General features: G+C 61.9%; 18 protein-coding genes. 6 read left to right on the top strand and 12 right to left on the bottom strand.

Features of this window, described 5'->3' with window-relative positions; translation table 11 throughout:
• Window positions 1–29: 29 nt before the first annotated feature.
• The 10 genes from ABH939_RS01880 to ABH939_RS01835 all read right to left on the bottom strand — a co-directional run bounded on the left by ABH939_RS01880 (window position 30) and on the right by ABH939_RS01835 (window position 10008).
• Window positions 30–932 (bottom strand): carbohydrate ABC transporter permease, encoded by a 903-nt coding sequence (locus ABH939_RS01880; RefSeq protein WP_003939837.1) that lies wholly within the window; start codon window positions 930–932, stop codon window positions 30–32.
• Entirely contained in the window at window positions 929–1858 is a 930-nt protein-coding gene (locus ABH939_RS01875; RefSeq protein WP_020970720.1) for a carbohydrate ABC transporter permease, read from the bottom strand. Before ABH939_RS01875 ends, ABH939_RS01880 begins: the two co-directional genes overlap by 4 nt.
• Before the next feature lie 119 nt (window positions 1859–1977).
• Window positions 1978–2901 carry an Ig-like domain-containing protein gene (locus ABH939_RS01870; RefSeq protein WP_166502624.1) on the bottom strand — a complete coding sequence of 308 codons (924 nt, stop codon included), beginning with the start codon at window positions 2899–2901 and terminating at the stop codon, window positions 1978–1980.
• Between the two features lie 216 nt (window positions 2902–3117).
• On the bottom strand, window positions 3118–4800 hold the full coding sequence (locus tag ABH939_RS01865; protein WP_116057893.1) for an FAD-dependent oxidoreductase: 1683 nt from the start codon (window positions 4798–4800) through the stop codon (window positions 3118–3120).
• A gap of 81 nt (window positions 4801–4881) precedes the next feature.
• Entirely contained in the window at window positions 4882–5763 is an 882-nt protein-coding gene (locus tag ABH939_RS01860) for a hypothetical protein (protein ID WP_404649241.1), read from the bottom strand.
• 10 nt (window positions 5764–5773) lie between these two features.
• Complete coding sequence (locus tag ABH939_RS01855) at window positions 5774–5992, bottom strand: dodecin (protein WP_404649239.1); 219 nt, start codon at window positions 5990–5992, stop codon at window positions 5774–5776.
• A gap of 15 nt (window positions 5993–6007) precedes the next feature.
• Window positions 6008–7219: a serine hydrolase domain-containing protein gene (locus tag ABH939_RS01850; RefSeq protein WP_003940004.1), complete on the bottom strand. Its 1212-nt coding sequence runs from the start codon at window positions 7217–7219 to the stop codon at window positions 6008–6010.
• Between the two features lie 108 nt (window positions 7220–7327).
• Window positions 7328–7843, bottom strand: coding sequence for a DUF6764 family protein (locus tag ABH939_RS01845; RefSeq protein WP_037128623.1), 516 nt, complete (start codon window positions 7841–7843; stop codon window positions 7328–7330).
• 78 nt (window positions 7844–7921) lie between these two features.
• The gene (gene ligD / locus ABH939_RS01840; protein WP_003940248.1) at window positions 7922–8962 is read right to left on the bottom strand and encodes a non-homologous end-joining DNA ligase; all 1041 of its coding nucleotides are present in this window, start codon (window positions 8960–8962) and stop codon (window positions 7922–7924) included.
• The gene (locus ABH939_RS01835) at window positions 8962–10008 is read right to left on the bottom strand and encodes an ATP-dependent DNA ligase (RefSeq protein ID WP_404649238.1); all 1047 of its coding nucleotides are present in this window, start codon (window positions 10006–10008) and stop codon (window positions 8962–8964) included. The genes ligD and ABH939_RS01835 overlap by 1 nt, the downstream gene beginning before the upstream one ends.
• Before the next feature lie 109 nt (window positions 10009–10117).
• Here ABH939_RS01835 and ABH939_RS01830 point away from each other — a divergent pair, with 109 nt between their 5' ends.
• A complete protein-coding gene (locus tag ABH939_RS01830; protein ID WP_007731384.1) occupies window positions 10118–10735 on the top strand; it encodes a hypothetical protein in 618 nt (205 codons plus the stop codon).
• Window positions 10736–10822: 87 nt separating this feature from the next.
• On the opposite strand, the gene ABH939_RS01825 is transcribed toward ABH939_RS01830, so the two are convergent.
• Complete coding sequence (locus ABH939_RS01825) at window positions 10823–11974, bottom strand: magnesium and cobalt transport protein CorA (protein WP_007731382.1); 1152 nt, start codon at window positions 11972–11974, stop codon at window positions 10823–10825.
• A 302-nt stretch (window positions 11975–12276) separates the two neighbouring features.
• The gene (locus ABH939_RS01820; protein WP_007731377.1) at window positions 12277–12894 is read right to left on the bottom strand and encodes a TetR/AcrR family transcriptional regulator; all 618 of its coding nucleotides are present in this window, start codon (window positions 12892–12894) and stop codon (window positions 12277–12279) included.
• A gap of 100 nt (window positions 12895–12994) precedes the next feature.
• Between ABH939_RS01820 and ABH939_RS01815 the strand changes: the two genes are divergently transcribed.
• From ABH939_RS01815 to ABH939_RS01795, 5 genes are all read left to right on the top strand, one after another.
• On the top strand, window positions 12995–13909 hold the full coding sequence (locus ABH939_RS01815) for an SDR family NAD(P)-dependent oxidoreductase (protein WP_404649237.1): 915 nt from the start codon (window positions 12995–12997) through the stop codon (window positions 13907–13909).
• Window positions 13910–13958: 49 nt separating this feature from the next.
• On the top strand, window positions 13959–15560 hold the full coding sequence (locus tag ABH939_RS01810) for a CdaR family transcriptional regulator (RefSeq protein ID WP_007731373.1): 1602 nt from the start codon (window positions 13959–13961) through the stop codon (window positions 15558–15560).
• 144 nt (window positions 15561–15704) lie between these two features.
• Window positions 15705–17303 (top strand): ABC transporter substrate-binding protein, encoded by a 1599-nt coding sequence (locus tag ABH939_RS01805; protein WP_003940579.1) that lies wholly within the window; start codon window positions 15705–15707, stop codon window positions 17301–17303.
• Window positions 17304–17530: 227 nt separating this feature from the next.
• Window positions 17531–19132 carry an ABC transporter substrate-binding protein gene (locus ABH939_RS01800; protein ID WP_030535172.1) on the top strand — a complete coding sequence of 534 codons (1602 nt, stop codon included), beginning with the start codon at window positions 17531–17533 and terminating at the stop codon, window positions 19130–19132.
• Window positions 19133–19194: 62 nt separating this feature from the next.
• Entirely contained in the window at window positions 19195–20208 is a 1014-nt protein-coding gene (locus ABH939_RS01795; RefSeq protein WP_003940249.1) for an ABC transporter permease, read from the top strand.
• The last annotated feature ends 1 nt before the right edge of the window (window position 20209 follow it).

Here is a 20209-nt window from a genome sequence, read left to right as displayed (position 1 = left end):
CTCGAGAAAGAAATGTGACGGGAAAGCTGTCAGCCCTTGACCGCACCGGAGGTGAGGCCCTTGATCATGTGTCGTTGCAGCAGAAGGAAAATCACCAGGATTGGTAGCATCGTCAGCACCGTTCCTGCCATGACCGGACCCCAGTTGGTAAGTCCGTCGTTGTTCTGCAGTTGGGTCAATCCGATCGGCAGCGGCGCTACCGAGGAATCGTCGGACATGAGGAACGGCCACAGGTACTCGTTCCATTCGTTGACCACCGTGATGATGCCGAACGCCACCATCGTGGGTCCGGAAACGGGGAGCACCACGCGCCAGAGCAACCGCCAGTGGCCGGCTCCGTCCATCCGCGCCGCCTCGACGATCTCCGAAGGGATCGAGAGGAAGTGGTTGCGCATGAGGAACGTACCGAAGGCTACACCCGCGAGCGGAACTATGATGCCCTGGAACGTGTTACGCCAGCCCCACTCTGCCACGAGCGCGTAATTCGAGATCACGGTGATCTGGTTCGGAACCATCAATGCGGCGATGATTCCGAGAAAGACGAAGTTCTTCCCCGGGAAGCGCAGGAAAACAAGCCCATAGGCGCTGAGAGTCCCCAGAACGAACTTCGCCGCCGACAGAATCGTCGTGATCACTATCGAGTTCCGCAAGAACATCCAGAACGGGACCGATGTGGTTGCTTCCGAATAGTTTTCGGGATGCAGCGACGACGGCCACCACGTTGCCGGCTGCGTGTAGATCTCCGGGCGCTCCTTGAACGAGGTCATCACGATCCAGTAGAGCGGCAGGACGATGATGACCAACGCGATCACCATTGCCGCATAGCCGAGGATCTTCACACCGACCTCACGCCGGTCCACGTTCTTGCGGTCCGGCCCCGGCCTAACGACGGAAGTCGGAGCAGCGCTTTTCTTTTCCTCTACCGCTGTCATTTCTCTTCTCCCCGATCCATGGCACGAACCTGGTAGACGGTGATGATCAGCAGGATCAGGAACATGATGGTGGCAACCGTCGCACCGTAGCCCGCCCGGAAGTTTCGGAACGTCTCGTTGTACACCTGGTAGACCATCGTCGTCGTCCCCGTACCCAGCGGGCCACCACGGGTCATGACGTTGATGATGTCGAAGACCTGGAGCGAGTTGAGCATGACGGTGATGGAGAGGAAGAACGTCGTCGGGCGCAACTGAGGTAGGAGAACCCGGCGGAACTTGGTCCACGGCTTGGCACCGTCGATTTCGGCGGCTTCGTTCAACTCTTGCCGAACTCCTTGCAGCGCAGCGAGATAGATGACAAACGTGTAGCCGAGGTTCTTCCACATGTATGTCACCGTCACCATGAACAGCGCCCAGTGGGGGTCCTGATAGAAGTCGGGCGATTGGAGTCCGACGCGGTGCAGGAGATCCTGGATCAGACCGAAGTTGGGGTCGAAGACGAACTGAAACGCGACACCGATCGCTGCACCGGAGATGACGAACGGAGCGAAGATGGCCGACCGGACCAGGTTTCGCCCGACGAGCTTGCGATCGAGAAGCATGGCCAACGCCAAACCGATGACCATCGAACCCACCACTGTGACCAATGTGAATACCACTGTGTTGGTGACGATCTGCCAGGTGTCGCTTCGTCCGAACCACTCGCGGTAATTGCTCAGCCCGATGAACGTCGCCTTCGGGTCCGCAATGTTCCAGTCGAAGAACGAAAGTCGGATGTTGTCCACCAGCGGGCGATAGGTGAACAAGATCAGCAACGCGAGATTGGGACCTACCAAGAGCGCGAACAGCGCGTAATCACGCCATGGTCTGCCCCACAGACCTGGCTTGCCTGAAGTGGGCAGCGTTCTTTCCGGACTCGATCTCACTGAGGCAGTCTGACCGCCCGCAACGAATGAATGGTGAACGTAAAAGACACTCGAGCTGAACGCGACACGAAAAAGGCCCTGCGCGAATACTTCTCGCGCAGGGCCTTCCTCGTCGATGTCTAGCGGTTCCAGTCACCCAATCCGTCGGCGCCGCTGAGGACTCCACCTGCGGTGTTCTGCACGATCACCGGGTCGCCCTTGCCAGCGTTCTCGAAGAACCACTTGGCATCCTCGGTGCTGACATTGAGGCAGCCGTGGCTGACGTTGGTGAAACCCTGTTGCGCAACCGACCACGGAGCTGCATGGACGAAGATGCCACTGTAGGAAATTCGTGTCGCGTACTCGACGTAGGTGCGGTAACCCTCGGGAGAATCGATCGGGACGCCGTACGTGGACGAATCCATGTACATGTCGCGCAGCTGCTCGCCGACGATGTACGTGCCGTTCGGTGTTTCGTGACCCGGCTTGCCGAACGACGTCGGCATGGTGCGCACGACCTCACCGTTGCGGGTGACGGTGACCTGCTTGGTGTTGTCGTCCGCGACGGTGACGAGTGCGTCACCGATGTTGAACGTGGAGTGCGAATCACCGGCGTCGACGGTCACGGAGATGTTCGCCGGCCAGAACTGTGCCGGCTTCCAACGGACCTGGCTGTCGTTGATCCAGTAGAAGCTGCCCTCGACCGGAGGATCGGTGGTCACGCGAATCGCGCGCTCGGCCGTAGCACGGTCGCCGACGGCCTCGTTGAAACGAATGATGATCGGCTGCGCGATGCCGACTGTCTCACCCGCGGACGGATTGAGCGACGGCGCGGAGAAGTTGGGGACGCCGATGGGCGCCTGGATCGGCGTACCCGGGATGCCCGGAACCGGAATTGCCGGGTCGAGGTACGGAACGCCGGGGATCACGGGCAACGGAATGTCGGGTCCACCGGGAAAGAGCGGAACAGCCGCGGAGGGTCCGGCCAGAGCGAGGCCGGCGGCCACTGCTCCGACGATTGCCACGGCAACCCGTGACGTCCGACGACCCTGTTTGCTGCCCATGTCACTACCTTCGCTCGACTGACCACGTACTCACGTGGATCGTGCGCGGCCGGCATCGATACCCGCCTGGTACCGATGCCGATGCACCATTCGGACGCACCCGCTCGGAGCACACCTACACACCCGAGCACGCCGAAGAGAGCAAACCGCACATTTCCATAGTCATTAACACACAAAAGCGGCAATCGAGCAATTCGGATGTTCGCCCAAACGTTGCTATCCCTCGCTCCGGGCAGCCGCCAACATGGATTCGATGGAGATGAGTTTGGTTCGCGGCCGTCCGGTTGCGGCACCGGATGCGCGTTCTGCCTTGTCGATCCGCTGCCAACCTTGATAGTCCACCTGATCCGGCGACCGGTCTGCCAACAAAACCTGCAACTTGTCGGCATCCTCGGTCGGGGTGGCGAGGCGCCCACCAGCGAAGTCGTCGAAGATCATCGACACGGTCTCGGCGGAGCAGTACTTGTTGGTGCCGATCACGCCAGTCGGTCCGCGCTTGATCCAACCCGCGACGTAGACACCCGGGATCGGCGTGCCGGTCTCGGTGTCGATTACTCTGCCGTTCTCGTTGGGGATCACGCCGCGAGCGTCGTCGAAGGGCAAGTCGGCCATCGGTGTGCCGCGGTATCCGACCGACCGAAGCACCAGTGAAGTGTCGATCGTCTCCTCGGTTTCGGTAGGCCGGGCGGAGAGCTGACCGGTCGGCGTTGCCACCAATTCGTTTTTCACGATCCGCACCTGTGAGACTGCACCGTCGCCGAGGACCTCGACGGGAGAGGTGAGGAACCGGAGAACGATCCGCTTTCGAGAAGGATCTGCGGTACGCGAAGCAAATTCCTGCGCCTGCTTGACCTTGAGCAGGACGGACGGCTCGGCGGCATCGCTGTCCACGAACGCCTGACTGGCCTCGTCGAGTTCGGCTTCGATCGGGTCGACGACTACGTCCACGTTCGCCATCTGTCCGAGCGCCAACAGTTCGGGATTGGTGTACGCGGCCTGCGCCGGCCCACGACGCCCGAGAATGACCACCTCACGAATCTTGCTGTTCCGCAGCGCTTCCAATGCATGCTCGGCGAGGTCCGTCTTCGCAAGCTGGTCAGGGTCGGTCACCAGGATGCGTGCGACGTCGAGTGCGACGTTGCCGTTTCCGACGATCACCGCTCGCTCGCCGGACAGATCGAAAGTCCGATCGGCATATCCCGGGTGGCCGTTGTACCAGGCGACGAACTCGGTGGCGGCGTGACTTCCCGGCAGATCCTCGCCCGGGATCTCGAGCTTGCGATCCCCGGCAGCGCCCACCGCGTAGATCACTGCGTGGTGATGGTCCAAGAGTTCCGAATGCGAGATGTGGGTGCCCACCTCGACGTTGAAGTGGCAGCGCACAGTCTTCTTCGCGACGACGGCGCGGAACTGATCGGTGACCCCCTTGGTTCCGGGATGGTCTGGCGCCACGCCGGCGCGCACCAAACCGTATGGAGTGGGAAGTCGATCGAACATGTCGACCTCGACGCGAGGCTTGCCGGTCAGTTCCATCGCCGCATAGCAGGCAGCCGGGCCGGAGCCGACGATCGCCACTTTCAGCGTTCCCAGTTCGGGATCGATCTTGGCCATCGTGATCGGCTCGGGCCAATCCGGGCCCATCGGATGCTTCTCGAAGTACGAAGCGTTCATCTGCAGGTACGGCGCGTCGTCCTCGTCGAGTTCGTTGTCCGGGAAGATCGCCTCGACCGGGCATTCGTCCACACACGCACCACAATCGATGCAGGTGTCGGGATCGATGTAGAGCATTTCGGTGGTCGCGAACTGAGCTTCGTCCGGTGTCGGGTGAATGCAATTGACCGGACACACGTCAACACACGAGGCGTCGTTGCAGCACGGCTGCGTGATCACATACGCCATGACATTCCCCTATCCCTGAAACACGAAGCTCGAACTGGTTCCCAGACTATAACGTGTTCCAATTTGGCGCGAGAATCGTTTTCAGATCACCCCATTGCGCTTCAGCAGCCATACCGCCTGCACGGTGGCGTGACCTCGCCATTCCAACGCCGCGGCGGGTGAATAGCTGTCGAAATCCACCGCCCAACCGCCGTCGCCATGTTGTCGCGCAGCGAGCGCAGACAGTTCGGACTCGATCACTGATGCGTCGAACAACGCGCGGGTCGGGCCGCCGGGAAGCGGTGAGAAATCGAGGGGCCGCATGAATTCGCCCTCGGCTCCCCCGTCCACGTGAACCAAGCCGTCAGCCGGGACACGCGAACCAAGAGTGCTCACCAACGACGACGCTTCGGGACTGTTCCGGTGAACCGCGTCGAGAAACTGCAAGGCAAAGGCCAGCTCGAGGGCATGGAGAGAATCCGCCCCGTCGATCGCGTCGAGGCAATATCGAACGGCAGAGGCGAACCACGGATGTTCGGCGACGGCCTCGTCGTATTCGGCAACGCGAGCCGCTGCAGCACACACGATGCTGGTGATCTGCAACGACGGCGCCAACGGATCCGCATCCACCCAGAAGGGCGCACAACCGGCCGGGTCGGCGATCGGGAAGGCGAACGGCAAACCGCCGTCTGCCAGCGACTTGGTCTGCAACCAGTCGCACAGCTCGATGGCTCTGGGCGTCGGCGTTCCGATGTCGGCAAAGGCTTCGAAGGCGTGCAGCGCGCCGCCAGGTTGGCTCGATGCCGAGCGAAGATCCGGTTCGAGTCCCCAGCCGTACCCACCGTCCGGGTTGCGATAACCGTCCACGGCCGCACAAACCGCGGTCCGGTCACCCTGTCCGAGAATCAAATTCAGTCGATGCCGATCGAGAGTTCTGGCATGTCCCGCCATGAACCCGACGGCCGCCCTGAGATCAACACTCATGAACGACGACTCAAGAGTCGTCGCCGTCGAGCCGGAAGCCGACCTTCAACGTGACCTGGAAATGCGCCACGGCGCCGTTCTCGATGTGACCGCGAGTTTCCACCACCTCGAACCATTCGAGGTTGCGCACCGTCTCGTTCGCCCGGGCGATGGCGGTGCGAATTGCCGCGTCACTGCTCTCGGTGGACGAGCCGACGATCTCGGTCACCCGGTACACGTTGCTGCTCATGGCATTCCCTTCGTGTCAGATTCGACGAACCAACTCCTGCGCCTCGGCGCCGAGCCTCGCAAGGCGAAGATCACCGAGAGCTGTCACAGCACTACCCAACCTGTTGGTGGTGAAACCGAGCGAGAGTCCGCTGGACAGGTCCGCATACGCGCCTGAACCGCCGACTCCGTAGTGGCCTATCGCATTCCGCGGCTGCCGCCGCGCGGCAATGATCGGCGGGTGGTAACCGAGAGTCCAGTTGGGCCGCACCGCCAGCACGTAATCCCGATCGCGAGTCTGGATGGTCGACATCTGGTCGATGGTCGATTCCTTCAGGAACCGCTTCCCGTCGATCACGCCGCCGTTCGCGATGGCGCCGTACATCTTCGCGAGAGCACGCGCGCTGAACACTCCGTTCCAGCCCGGCATGACGGCGTCGTGGACAGCCGGGTTGCGCACCATGACGTCGAAACCGTCCGGCATCGCGGCCTCCGCGAGTCCGCGAGTCGGACCGACGTGTGAGAGCACGGTCGACGCGAAGGCCCAGTTCAAGCCGGCAGGGTTGATATGTGGGAACAGCTTCGCGATCCGTGGACGTTCGGTTTCGGGTACGCGGTACCAGAATTCGTCGACTCCGAGGGGCTTCGCTATCTCCGCTTGTACGACGTCGATGAACGGCTGACCGGACACCCTGGCCACAAGTTCGGCTACCAACCAGCCGTAGGTCACAGCGTGATAGCCGGGGCCTCGAAGCCGACGCGGATCCGGTTTCTCGGCAGCCAGGGCGGCAACGACCGCGTCGTAGTCCATCAGGTCGAGAGGATGCGGCATCAAGCCGCGAACTCGGTGAAGGCCCGCGCGATGTGACATCAGTTCGCGGACGGTGATCTTGTCCTTGCCGGCCGCCGCGAATTCAGGCCAGTACCGAGCAACCGGGGCGTCGTAGTCGATCAACCCACGTTCGGCGAGTCGGTGAACGACGGTGCTGGCGACGCCTTTGCCGGTCGAGAACGACAGCGACACCGTGTCGTGGTCCCAGCGCCGATCACGATCGGCATTGCCGGCCCAGATGTCGAGCACTTTCTCGCCGCCCAGGTACACGACCAGCGCGCCGCCGCCTTGTTGCGGTTGGCGATACATCGCGAAGAAGCGGTCGGCCAAGGGAAGGAATCGCCGGTCCACGTACAGCTCGGTGCGCGAAGGCACCTCCACCCGGGCGAGTGAACCCCGTCGTGCACTGGGAGTCATCGCGTCCTCCGATCCCCGCTGATCAAGTTGCCCGGTCACCCGATCGGTGGCAGGAGCTTGACACCATTGTGACCACTGTCACGCAAGAGGCTCAGGGCCGGGGTGCCCTCACGGGGTGACCCACGTCGAAGTGCCGTCGCTGAAACATCCCTGACCTGTGGCGATATTGAAAACAAGGGTGGGACCACCTGAGCAGATCGCCCCGACGTCCGCGTCACCCACTGCCGCTCTGCCGCCAGGTCCGCTGAGCACCACGGCAAAGGGTGAGGAGTCGGTGCGACCGAGTGCGAGCGAACCCGGGCCGTACGCGACCGCGGCAAGTAACCCACCGCGCGACTCCGCCGCAGCAACGCCGCCGAAGAGTCCGACGCCCGCCGACCTGCCACCGTCTCGAGAATCCGCGACGCCGACACCGTCGCCCTCGACGTGTGAAATCGCGTAACTGGAGGGATCTGCCACCGCTCGGCATGCGGATGACCCGTCGACGATCGTCTGATCTTGCCCGCGCGCCGAACAATCCAACGTCGCGGCTGACGCTGTTCCGCTACCGAGTGACAATCCGAAGGCGGCAAGAATCACACCGCCCGCCGCTAAGCTTGCTGCTCGCATTTTCCGGCGATCCATATCCAACCCCCACAGTGCATTCGACGTGACCGTACATTCGACGTCTGATCGAATTACCCGATATGTCCGCCTCTGACGCTACCCGTCTTTGTTCTTCCGATCGCGGTCCTTGCTCGGTTGAACACGTTTGGGTTCACCGGGCATTTTGGGATAGTTCGGCGGGTACGGCAGATCGCCCAGTCCTGCCGCCAGATCCTTCTCCCACATCTCCAACAGAACATCGAGGGCAAAGGCCTTGTCGTGCATGGCTTCCATCGGATCACCACGATCGGCGAGCAAGCCGGGAACCGTGGCGATGGTGCAGTCGTCTGGATGCACGTCGCGCAGTTCGTCCCAGGTCACCGGCGTCGACACAGTTGCGATCGGCGTCTTACGAGCGGAATACGCCGCCGCGATCGTCCGGTCACGGGCATTCTGATTGAAGTCGATGAAGATCCGTTCACCCCGCTCTTCCTTCCACCACGCGGTTGTGGCGCGATCGGCACTACGACGCTCGACTTCACGAGCAAGGGCGATACCCGCGTGACGGACCTCGACAAAATCCCAGCGCGCCTCGAGCGGGATGTAGACGTGAAGGCCTCGGCCACCGGACGTCTTGGGAAATCCTTCCAATCCCAACTCGGCGAGCAGAGGGCGAAGGACCTCGTCCGCGATGGCAACGGCCTCGTCGAACCCGGTCCCCGGTTGCGGATCGAGATCGATGCGCAGTTCGTCCGGGTGGTCGGTGTCCGGGCACCGCACGGCCCAGGGATGAAACGTGACAGTCCCGAGATTGGCGGCCCACACGATGTTCGCAGCACTTCGCACTCGAAGGACGTCGGCCTTGCGACCCGACGGGAACGTGACCTCGCAGGATTCGACGTGCTCGGGCCGTTTTGCCGGCAGCCGCTTCTGGTAAACCTCTTCGCCCTCGATGCCGTCGGGGAATCGCTGAAGATGCGTGGGCCGATCTTGGAGCGCCCGCAACGCTGCACCCTGCAGCGCCACCGTTCGGTAGTACTCGACAAGATGCCGTTTGGTTCCGCCGTCCTCACCCAACTGCGGATAGTAGATCTTGTCCGGGCTCGACAATCGGACCGCGATCCCGTCGACGTCCAGTTCCTCTGCCGGGCTCGCCATCACTTACCGCCTGCAAGAACATCCGCGAAGTCGTATCGCACCGGAACCTCCAACTGATCGAATGTGCATTCGTCGGGCACCCTGTCCGGACGCCAGCGCAGGAATCGTGCAGCGTGCCGAAAGCGTTCCCCTTCCATCTGGTCGTACGCCACTTCGAGCACCCGCTCAGGACGAAGCGGAATCCAGGAGCGGTCTGCGGCCGATCTCCACCGGCTGGCCTCTCCCTCGGCTACAACGTCGTCCCCGAGGCGCAAAGGTTCGAGTTCGGCCAACAACTCGATCCGCCGCGCCGCGGTGAAAGCAGAAGCGCCACCGACCATCTTCAATTCGGAACCGTCGTACAGACCAAGAAGCATCGACCCGATACCTGGCTGACTCTTGTGGGGACGGTAGCCCAGCAGTACGACATCCGCGGTCCTGGCGTGTTTCACCTTGATCATCTCGCGCTTGTTCGGCAGGTACGGTCCCGCCAGCTTCTTGGCGACAACCCCGTCGAGACCCGCGCCTTCGAAGGTTTCGAACCAGGCCATTGCTTCGGCGCTGTCGGCCGTCGCTGCCGTGACGTGGCAACTCGGCCCGCCACCGATGCAACCGAGGAGCAGCGCACGTCGGACCCCGAAGTCCTCGATCGAGACGTCGCGATCGCCGAGCGCCAGTAAATCGAACCCGACAAATTGCGCTGGCGTCTGTTCCGACAACAATGCGACGCGGCTCGCGGCGGGATGAATCCGCTCGGAGAGCGCTTCCCAACTCAGACGCGTCACACCGTCGATCTCACGGGGAACCACCAGTTCTCCGTCCACGACACATTTTTCGGGCAATTCAGACTTGACAGCTTCCACCGCTTCGGGAAAGTACCGCGCCAGGTCCTTTCCTCCTCGCGACCCGAGCACCACTTCGTCACCGTCACGAAAGATGATTGCTCGAAATCCGTCCCATTTCGGCTCGTACGACCACGTCGGGTCACCGGACTCGGGCTGAGGCGGCACAGTGGCCGCGGCCTTCGCGAGCATCGGGGCAAGCGGCGGCATCAGGGGTAGCTCCACCTACCCATACTGACAGTCCGGTTGGCAATTCGACTACCGATGTATTGGAATAGGTCCCGAACAATCCACGAACCAACAGAATTATCCAAGAATCAACAAAGGGGTCCTTATGTCCGGAATCGTCCGGCGACTTTGCACTGCGGTGATCGCAACTTCTGCAATCGCCGCCTTCACCGTCGGTTGCGGTTCCGACATCGAGCCGAAAGCCATTGCGGAATCATCTTCCTCGGTTGCCGATTCGACCACTACCTCCGCGGCCCCGACCACCTCGAAGATCACCGGCCAGGAGGGTTCGGACGACGGCGGCGACGTCGACATCGACGTGTCGATCGGTGATTGCGTCAAGCTCGGAGGCACCACGACGGCCGCAGAAATCGACAACGCGGACTGCGGTAGCAAGGATTCCAACTACAAGGTGGTCGCCAAGGTTCCCACCTCTGATCTGTGTGCCTCCGACGTCGACTCGTACTACTACGAGACCCTCGCGGGTGACGAGCAGGGCGCTGTCTGTCTCGACGTCGACTGGGTAGTCGGCGGATGCATGGACCTCGGCAGCGGAATGGATGAACCCGCCCGCATCGAATGCTCGGATACCAGCGGCACCAACGTCGTCGAGGTCGTCGAAATCCTGCAGAACTCCACGTCGATCGACGAATGCGGTTCGGGGGCAGACTCGGGATTCGAGCACCCGGAACGTAAGTTCACGGTCTGCGTCGCAACGCTCTGATTCGAGCGCCCTCCCGAAAAACACCTGTGCGCCTTGACAACCGATCTCGGTTGGCAAGGCGCACAGCGCTTTCTACACCAATGCTTTCTACAACCAGCCCCGACGTTTGAAGATCGTGTAGAGACTTCCACACGTCAGGAACATCATCGAGAGCGCAAACGGATAGCCCAAGTGCCAGTGCAGTTCCGGCATGTCGTCGAAGTTCATCCCGTACACGGTTCCGATGAGCGTCGGCGCGAAGAGAATTGCCGCCCACGCCGAGACCTTCTTGATCTCCTCGTTCTGCGCGTAGCTTGCCTGCGTCAGATTGCGCATCTCCTCGTTCTGGTTCTGCGACACCAGAGTTGCGTTCACCGTGAGGATGTTTCCGAGCAACTGACGAAAGCCGTCGGCCCGCTCCACCACAGTCGTCGCATGGTCGGTGACGTCGCGCAGGTATCGCTGGAGTTCCTCGTCCGTGTGGTACTTGTCGAACCCTGCCGACAACCCACGCAGCATTCCCAGCAGCGGACGCGTCGCCCGCTGGAATTCGATCACCTCACGGGTCAGTTCGTAGATGCGACGCGAAACTCCGGGATCGCCACTGAATACTTCGGTTTCGATCTCGTCGATGTCGTTCTGCAGTCCGGCCACCACCGGGGCGTACCCGTCGACGACTGCGTCGAGAATGGCATAGAGAACGGCCTCGGTACCCAACCGCAACAGGTCAGGATCGTTCTCCATGCGAGTCCGCACCGCCGACAGATCCGGCGATTCACTGTGACGGACGGTCAGAATGAAGTTCGGACCACAGAAGATGTGCAACTCGCCGAATTCGACCCGCTCGGTCTCGTCGCGGTACCGCGCAGCACGCAGCACCACGAACAGTGTCTTGCCGTAGCGCTCGAGCTTGGGGCGCTGGTGCGCGACGATCGCATCCTCGACCGCCAGTTCGTGGAGGTCGAAATGTTGTGCAGCGGCATACAACTGGGCGTCGTCGGGCCGGTACATGCCGATCCACGCCATCGACTGCGAATCCGGAAGGCATGACAGCGCTTCCGCCAGCGTGGACGGTGACGCTATCCGCTCGCCGTCGCGGTACACGCCGCTGTTGACGACGGTCGATTCGACGGGCGCCACCGCCTCGGGCGGGGCAGCCTTGACGACGGTGCGTGCGGCACGCGAGTGTCCGGGATGTGAGTCACCGAGCCCCGCGGAACGACGCGGCAGTACCGAACGTGAACGACGAAATTCGCGCATGCTGAACAGCTTTCGAGGGAAGAGTGAACGACGACGCTTGCTTCACAGCAAAGCCGAAGCCGATGAACACACGATGAAGCTGCAGCAAAATACCGGATCAACCCGGGCGGCTACAGCTTCAGTTGGTACTCGGAGGTTGGCCACGCATTACAGCCACACCTCCTCTTCCCTGAATTCCTACGCAAGTCCGCGCACGACGCCAACATGCTACCCCGACTGTCAGAGCACGACAAACCGAACGACAAGCCGCAGGACAGCACGAACCGGTCGGAGAAAACCCGCTCGACGAATGCAGCTTTCAGTCAGTTCGCAGCGCGCAATCCGCCGATCAACAGTTCGACGATCTGGTCCGCCAACGACTCCGTCTCCGCCAACGTCTGCCCTTCACGCCTTCGGTACCAGAGGTCGATGCCGTTGAGACTGCTGAGGAGGACTTTTGCCGCCATTCGAGGTGAGCCCGCACGAATGGAACCATCCGCGACACCTTCGGTCATCACGTCGACGAACAGATTCTCGTAGTCGAGTCGCAGCGAATTCAGTTCCACGAGGACTTGCTGTTGCCTCGGCTTGAGCGCGGAGTTCATCTGACCCCGGACACCTTGGTGGATCGTGTGGTGGTACCCGAGATGTGTCATGAGATTGACCAGGTGGGCGTGCGACATCGCTTCGAGACGGGCGAGGCCGCTTTCTGCCCCGCCCATCCGAGACTCGACCTCAGCGCGGAGCAGGCTCATCCCGCGCTCGTAGATTGCCAGGTAGATGTCGAACTTCGAACGAAAGTGGTAGTAGACAAGACCTTTGGTGGCGCCGATTCGATCGGCCAGTAAATCTACAGTCGTGGCTGCGTAACCGTCTTCGGCAAAGGCGTCGGCGGCGCTGGTGATGATCGCGGATCGCACGTCCGGAAGATCACTACTCATTCGACTTCCACTCCCATTCACACTGCCTGCCGGCCCTTGACTGTTTCCACGCCATCGCATAGTAATACTGAGTAGTATCCCAGATCAGAGAGGTTTTCCAATGTCGTTGGATTTTTCCGGCAAGGTAGCGATCATCACGGGCGCAGGCGGCGGACTCGGCCGTTCACACGCATTGGCCCTCGCCGCACGCGGCGCACGCGTCGTCGTCAACGACATGGGTGGCTCGGTCAACGGCAGTGGCGGCGCTGATACCGCAGCAGCCAAAGTAGTGGCGGAAATCGTCGAGCTGGGCGGCGAGGCCATCGCGGACCACTGCGACATCACCGACGTCGACGCCGTTGCCGCCATGGTCGCGACGGCCGTGGACAAGTGGGGCCGCGTGGACATCCTGATCAACAACGCCGGAATCCTGCGCGACAAGTCGTTCATCAAGGCCGAGCTCGACGACTTCCGCAAAGTCATCGACGTGCATCTGATGGGTTCCGTCATCTGTTCCAAGGCAGTCTGGCCGCACATGGTCGAACAGAACTACGGACGCATCCTCATGACTACGTCAGCATCGGGAATTTACGGCAACTTCGGCCAGGCGAACTACGGCGCCGCGAAGTCCGGCGTCGTCGGCCTGATGAACGTTCTCGCCATCGAGGGCGAACGCAAGGGCATCCGCGTCAACTCGCTGGCCCCGACCGCCGCGACCCGCATGACCGAAGACCTCCTCGACGAGAAGACTCTCGCTCTGCTTGCACCCGAATCGATTTCACCCGGCGCACTGTTCATGGTCTCCGATGACGCACCGACGAAGACCATCCTCAGCGCCGGCGCCGGCGTCTTCGCGATCGCTCGCATGGAGGAGTCGCAGGGCGTCTACATCCCCGAAGGCGCACTCTCCCCCGAGGTCGTCGCCGAACGGTGGTCCGAGATCAGTGACATGACCGATTCCGTCCAGGTGCCCGCGGCGTTCGATCAGACCCGCCGGTTCGTCGAGAAGGCCGTGTCGGAACAGCCCAGCAACTGAGCAGGGCAACCAGACAACTGATCGACCCCGCTCCCCCTAAGGTGTGGTGGTGACCACACCTACGGGAGTATCGATCGTCGACATCGTCGACAGACTGGGAATGACGTTCCTCAGCGGTGGCGACACCGTCGACGGCGCCCGCACTGTCAGCCGCGTGACCCTGCACGAAGGGTCCGAAGCTACCCAGGACAGTGCGGGCGCCGTCGTACTCGGCGCAGGTCTCGCAGGTTCGGCCGATATCGCAACGGCGGTAAGAGAATACGGCTCGGCAGGTGCGGTAGCGCTGATCGTCAAAGAGCCCCTGGACTTCGACGGCCTCGTCGAGAAGGCGGTGGCCGACACCGACGTCGCACTCCTCGGAATGGTCAAGGATGCAAGCTGGCTGCAAAGCGCGTCGTTGATCAACGAGATCCTCGAATCCGGCAACAACGGGGACCGCACGTCGGCCGCCGACGCCGACCTGTTCGATCTTGCCAACTCGATCGCTCAGGTATTGAACGGCCCGGTCACCATCGAGAATCAGTCGAGCCGGATCCTCGCGTTCTCGGCGGATCAAGCCTTCGGCGACGAGGCACGTAAGCAGAGTGTCCTCGGACATCAAGTGCCGCAGCACTATTCCGATCGGCTCAGGTCAATGGGGTATTTCAACAAGATCTACGGCTCTACCCTGCCGGTATTTCTACCGGGTATCGGGCCGGGCATCAGGCCCCGCGTCGGCATGCGAATACATGCGGCATCGCAGATCCTCGGTTCGATCTGGGTGATCCTGGACGAGGAGCCGAACGAATTGCAGGTCAAAACGCTCGTCGAGGCGGCGGGCGTGGCCGCGATGAGTTTGCTTCGCGCCAAGCTGGCAGCCGATTCCGCACGACGGCTGAGGTTGGGCGAGGTGATCACGTTACTGAGTGGCGGCACTTCAGCGAAGGAAGCGGCCGAGCGACTGGGCTACGGCCGCTCGAAGGCAAACGTACTTGCGGCCGGCTTCCGTAGCGGCGCCGGTGCATCGTTGGAGGCCGAAGCCGATGTCGATCAACTGGCCCTGACACTCAATACCTATCTCGACCAAGTATTTCCGCTGTCGGTGGCGGCAGCGATCGGCGGCACCGTCTACGCCGTCATCCCACACACCCGGCACCAGACCGACGACGACTACGTGCGTCGGATCGCGTCGGAGTTTGCAGACCGTTCCCGTTCGGAAAAGTCGGTGGTCATCGGAATCGGTGCGACAGTGGCCGACGTGATGACGCTGGAGAAGTCACGCGACGAAGCCGACCGAGCACTTCGCGTTCTGAGGTCGACGTGGAATTCTTCGGGCCGGACCGTCGCGCGCGCCGACGACGTGCAGATCAATTCCCTACTTCTGCGCCTCTCCGACGCCCTTGCGGACGAGAACGAGACCGCATCGGGTCCGCTCGCGGTACTGCGTGAGTACGACCGCAGTCACGACATCAACCTTGTCGACACTCTCCGCGCCTGGCTCGACACGTTCGGCGACATTCCGGCTGCTGCGTCCTTGGTTCACATCCACGTCAACACGTTCCGGTACCGCCTCAAGAAGCTTGCCGGGATTGCCGGCATCGATCTCGATGATCCGGAAACTCGATTCAGCCTGATGCTCCAGCTTCGTCTCTTCCATCCGACAATGTTGTAGCGATCTACCAAGTCTCACGAAACATTCGTAAATCCGGACGATGTTCTCGTTCTTTTGTTGGGTGAAGATTCAAGCAATCGTCTTTTGCTCCTGACCCGACAGACCTCGCGTCACTCGGGCGGGACCACACCTTCCGGAGGCACCATGAAACAACGGTCCTACGCACTACTGGCCGCGGCAACCGGCACTGTCCTTGCCCTGACCGCATGCTCGTCGGGTGGATCATCAGGTTCGGGTGGGGGTGAGCCGCTCACCGACGGCACCTTCAAGTTTGCACTCGTGGCCGACCCCGGCGCTCTGAATCCGCTGATGACTGCCGCTTCACCGGCACACGCACTGGCACGTCTGAGCTACGACTATCTGCTCAACCCAGATCCCGATACCGGCGTCACCAAGCCGTGGCTCGCCGAAAAATGGGAAGAGACAACTACTTCCGCGTCGTTCACCATTCGCGACGGCGTCACCTGTACCGACGGATCCGCCCTGACTGCTCAGACTGTCGCAGACACCGTCAACTTCATCACGAACGCCGCAAACAAATCCGCTCTCCGCGGGGTGTACGCACCGGCAACTGCAACTGCCAACGCCGACCTGGCAACACGGACAGTGACTGTTACGACTCCGGAGCCCTCGCCCTTCCTGCTCCTCAATCTGGCGCGGATTCCGATCATGTGCGAGGCAGGGTTGAAGGATCCGACGGCGGCAAACAAGACGACCTTCGGATCGGGCATGTTCCAGATGACCGAGGCAGTCGCCAACGATCATTACTCCTACGTTCGGCGCGACGGATACAACTGGGGACCTGACGACACCACCTCCGACACTGCCGGAGTGCCCAAGAATGTCGTCGCGTCCATCGTGACCAATACGAGTACGTCTGCGAATCAGCTGTTGTCCGGTGATCTGAATGCCGCCGCCGTCTCCGGCGCCGATCAGGACCGATTGAATGCCGCGAACCTGAACACGGTCAAGCAGCCGGCTCCGGCAGGCGAGATGTTCTTCAATCACAGCCCGGGTAATCCGACCAGCGATCCGGCCGTGCGCAAAGCCCTTGTCCAGGCGCTCAATCTCGACGACCTCGCCGAGATCTTCACCGCCGGCCGCGGAACCCGGTCTACCACGATGGTGTCCATCGAACCGAGGGCCTGCATCTACGACTCTGTCGCCGGAAACCTGCCGGCCTTCGATCCCAGCGCAGCCGCAGAAACTCTCGAATCAGCGGGCTGGAAAATCGGTGCCGACGGTAAGCGCAGCAAGGACGGCACACCGCTCCGACTTCGGATGGTCTACGAAACGTTCGGTGACTCGACCGATGCTGCCGCCGACGTCGCACTCAACGCTTGGAACAATCTGGGCGCAACTGTCGAACTCACCAGCGGAGACTCGAACAAGATCCTCGATGTAGCACTCAGCGGCAAGGACAACACCGCGTGGGATGTTGCGTGGGAGCCGATCAACGTCGCGCTGCCCAGCATGCTCGTACCCTTCCTCTCCGGTCCGGTGCCAGCTGCGGGACTCAATTTCTCGTCGATCTCCAACCCTGCCTACGACGCAGCCGTCGCCAAGGCTTCGGGACTGACCGGCGAGGATGCTTGTGCCGCTTGGGCAGACGCCGAATCAGAGATCATCAAAGCAAACTCCGCGGTACCTTTTGCCGACAAGATCACGACTCTCTACTTCAACAATGCGGGTCTCGCATTCGGCCGTAATTTCACCGGTTCGGCCCTGCGCCTGTACCAGTAGACCGCCGGTAGCGACCGGGGAAATCGTCGTGTTTCGCCGGTCGCTGTCGGTATACGGACAGGTATTCACTGATCCTGACGGTTTTCGTGGGAGCGGACGAAAATCGACCCGATTTTCGTGAGGATCGACAGAGATGCGCGTCACGTCATGCGCCAAGATTTAGCAGTCAACACTCAACCGCGCCCTCACGTTTTTCGCTCGGGCCCCTGCTCCATCACGGAGGCACCATGAAACACCGCTTCTATCCAACACTTGCGGCAGCCGCAGGGCTCACGCTTGTGTTGTCTGCTTGTGGCTCGGGAGGCACGTCCTCGGGCGCCAGTGGCGGTGAACCGGCCACCGACGGGACCTTCCGTTTCGCCCTGCAGGCCGATCCGGGTGCACTCAACCCGATCATGTCGGCCGCCTCGGCGACCGCCGAGTTGTCTCGTTTGGCGTACGACTACCTGATCTACCAGGATCCCGATACCAGTGAAGTCGGACCGTGGTTGGCGGAGAAGTGGGAGGAGACCCCGACCTCGGCGTCCTTCACCATCCGTGACGGGGTGACCTGTACCGACGGATCGACGCTGACACCGCAGACCGTCGCGGACAATATCAACTTCGTGGCCAACCCGGACAACGGTTCACAGTTGCGCGGGTCCTCCGTACCGACCGGCGCCACTGCGACTGCCGATCCGGCAACGCGCACTGTCACGGTGACCACTCCGGCGCCGAGCCCGTTCCTTCTTCTCAACGTCGGTCGCCTGCCGATCCTGTGCGAGGCCGGATTGAAAGATCCGACAGCGTCGAACAAGAAGTCGCTCGGCACCGGCATGTTCGAAGTCACCGAAGTTGCCGCCAACGACCACTACACGTTCCAGCGTCGCGAGGGCTACAACTGGGGCCCCGACGGCACGACCTCCGACACCCCGGGCGTCCCCAAGACGGTCGTCGCCGCCATGTCGCCGAACGTGAGCACCGCCGCAAATCAGCTGCTCTCGGGTGAACTCAACGCAGCTCCGATCGCCGGTCCGGACAAGGACCGCGTCGCGGCAGCCAATCTGGACTCCGTCGGTCGGCCACTGCCGGCAGGCCAGATGTACTTCAACCAGATCGCGAGTAATCCCACCAGCGATCCCGCAGTGCGCAAGGCCCTGATCCAAGCGGTCGATCTCGACGACCTCACTCAGGTCATCACCGCCGGACACGGGGTCCGGGCAACCAGCCTCGTCGCCGTCGAACCGCGCGCCTGCGTTTACGACTCTGTCGCAGGCAACATTCCGGACTTCGACCTCACTGCCGCCAAGGCAACACTGGACGGCGCTGGTTGGACCGCCGGCGCTGACGGCAAGCGAAGCAAGGATGGCAAGCCGCTCAATCTCCGTCTCGTGTACGACGGCACCGACGATCCGCGCAACGCGGCGGCCGAACTTGCTCAGTCGGCGTGGTCCGAACTCGGCGCAAACGTCGAGGTGACCGGGGGCGACTCGAACAAGATCATCGACGTCATTCTGAGCGGCAAGGACAACTCTGCCTGGGACATCGCCTGGGTCCAGGTCAACTCCTCGCTGCCCAGCACCTTCACTGCGTACTTTGCCGGGCCGGTTCCCGCAGCAGGCAAGAACTTCGGATCGGTCAGCAACCCCGCCTACGAAGCAGCAGCCACCAAGGCTTCCGGTCTGACCGGTAGCGACGCTTGTGACGCCTGGGCCGACGCCGAGTCGGAGCTCACCAAGACGATCGCGGCCGTGCCCTTCGCAGACTCCGTCATGAACGTGTACTTCAACAAGGCCGGACTCTCATTCGGCAAGTCGCTCAACGGTTCTGCGCTGCGTCTCTACCAGTAGGCCGTCCGCCCACTCTGAAATATCTTCCCGCCCCAGCATCCCGCCCTCCGGAAAGACAGCCCATGAGTCAAACTATTGAAGCCGCGAAACCAGAAGCGGCGCCTCAGGCTCGAGCAAAGTGGCTCGAGTCCGACAGCTGGCCCGCATATCTTCTGCGTCGTTTCGGCACCTTCGTGATTTCACTCTGGGCGCTGGTGACTGCGGCGTTCCTGATGCTCCAACTGATTCCGGGAGACCCGGTTCGGTTGGCACTGGGAATGAACGCACCGGTCGAACTGGTCGAGACAACGAGGTCTCAGCTCGGTTACGACCTTCCCTTGTGGCAGCAGTACTTCCGATTCGTCGGCGGGTTGCTGAGCGGGAATCCCGGTGACTCGATCACCTTGAGGACTCCGGTCTTCGAGGTGATCGCGTCCCGCCTACCGGCAACACTCGAACTGGCTGTACTCACAGTCGTCACGGTGCTGCTAGTGGGCATTCCGATCGGCCTCATCTTCGCTGCACTGACCCGCAACGGTCGACGACGCGGAGTCGAGATCGGTTACACCGCAACGTCGGGCACCATCGCCGTGATCCCCGAGTTCATGTTCGGTACGGCGCTGGTCTACCTCTTTGCCGTCACGTTCCCTGTTCTGCCCGTCGCCGGCCGAGGTGGACCGGAAAGCTACATCCTCCCGGTCGCGGCCATGTCGATCGGTGCCATCGCCTCGATGTCGCGCATCGTCCGTGCAGAGGCGCTCGGCGTGTTGGACATGGACTATATCCGTACGGCGCGCGCCAAGCGAATGCCCGTGGCACGAATCTACTTCCGTCATGCAATGCCCAACCTCATGACGTCGACGCTGACGCTCGCCGGACTCCTCCTGGGTGGTCTGATTGCCGGCACCGTGCTCATCGAGAGCATCTTCGCCTGGCCCGGCATGGGCATGGCGCTAGTCAAGTCCATCACCGAGAAGGACTACCCGCTCGCCCAGACACTGGTCGTGATCTACGGCGCCATCGTCCTTCTCATCAATTTCATCGTCGACGTGGTGCTCGCTCTCATCGACCCACGATCCACAATTCGGGAGAACTGAG

The sequence above is a fragment of the Rhodococcus sp. 27YEA6 genome, assembly GCF_044908235.1.
Taxonomy (GTDB): domain Bacteria; phylum Actinomycetota; class Actinomycetes; order Mycobacteriales; family Mycobacteriaceae; genus Rhodococcus_F; species Rhodococcus_F qingshengii.
This window is presented reverse-complemented; position numbering and strand designations above follow the sequence as displayed.

Excerpts from the sequence above, each read along its gene's own strand:
- ABH939_RS01880 (WP_003939837.1), bottom strand. The coding sequence starts at position 932 with ATGACAGCGGTAGAGGAAAAGAAAAGCGCTGCTCCGACTTCCGTCGTT.
- ABH939_RS01870 (WP_166502624.1), bottom strand. The coding sequence starts at position 2,901 with ATGGGCAGCAAACAGGGTCGTCGGACGTCACGGGTTGCCGTGGCAATC.
- ABH939_RS01865 (WP_116057893.1), bottom strand. The coding sequence starts at position 4,800 with ATGGCGTATGTGATCACGCAGCCGTGCTGCAACGACGCCTCGTGTGTT.
- ABH939_RS01860 (WP_404649241.1), bottom strand. The coding sequence starts at position 5,763 with ATGAGTGTTGATCTCAGGGCGGCCGTCGGGTTCATGGCGGGACATGCC.
- ABH939_RS01855 (WP_404649239.1), bottom strand. The coding sequence starts at position 5,992 with ATGAGCAGCAACGTGTACCGGGTGACCGAGATCGTCGGCTCGTCCACC.
- ABH939_RS01850 (WP_003940004.1), bottom strand. The coding sequence starts at position 7,219 with ATGACTCCCAGTGCACGACGGGGTTCACTCGCCCGGGTGGAGGTGCCT.
- ABH939_RS01845 (WP_037128623.1), bottom strand. The coding sequence starts at position 7,843 with ATGGATCGCCGGAAAATGCGAGCAGCAAGCTTAGCGGCGGGCGGTGTG.
- ligD (WP_003940248.1), bottom strand. The coding sequence starts at position 8,962 with ATGGCGAGCCCGGCAGAGGAACTGGACGTCGACGGGATCGCGGTCCGA.
- ABH939_RS01830 (WP_007731384.1), top strand. The coding sequence starts at position 10,118 with ATGTCCGGAATCGTCCGGCGACTTTGCACTGCGGTGATCGCAACTTCT.
- ABH939_RS01825 (WP_007731382.1), bottom strand. The coding sequence starts at position 11,974 with ATGCGCGAATTTCGTCGTTCACGTTCGGTACTGCCGCGTCGTTCCGCG.
- ABH939_RS01820 (WP_007731377.1), bottom strand. The coding sequence starts at position 12,894 with ATGAGTAGTGATCTTCCGGACGTGCGATCCGCGATCATCACCAGCGCC.
- ABH939_RS01815 (WP_404649237.1), top strand. The coding sequence starts at position 12,995 with ATGTCGTTGGATTTTTCCGGCAAGGTAGCGATCATCACGGGCGCAGGC.
- ABH939_RS01805 (WP_003940579.1), top strand. The coding sequence starts at position 15,705 with ATGAAACAACGGTCCTACGCACTACTGGCCGCGGCAACCGGCACTGTC.
- ABH939_RS01800 (WP_030535172.1), top strand. The coding sequence starts at position 17,531 with ATGAAACACCGCTTCTATCCAACACTTGCGGCAGCCGCAGGGCTCACG.
- ABH939_RS01795 (WP_003940249.1), top strand. The coding sequence starts at position 19,195 with ATGAGTCAAACTATTGAAGCCGCGAAACCAGAAGCGGCGCCTCAGGCT.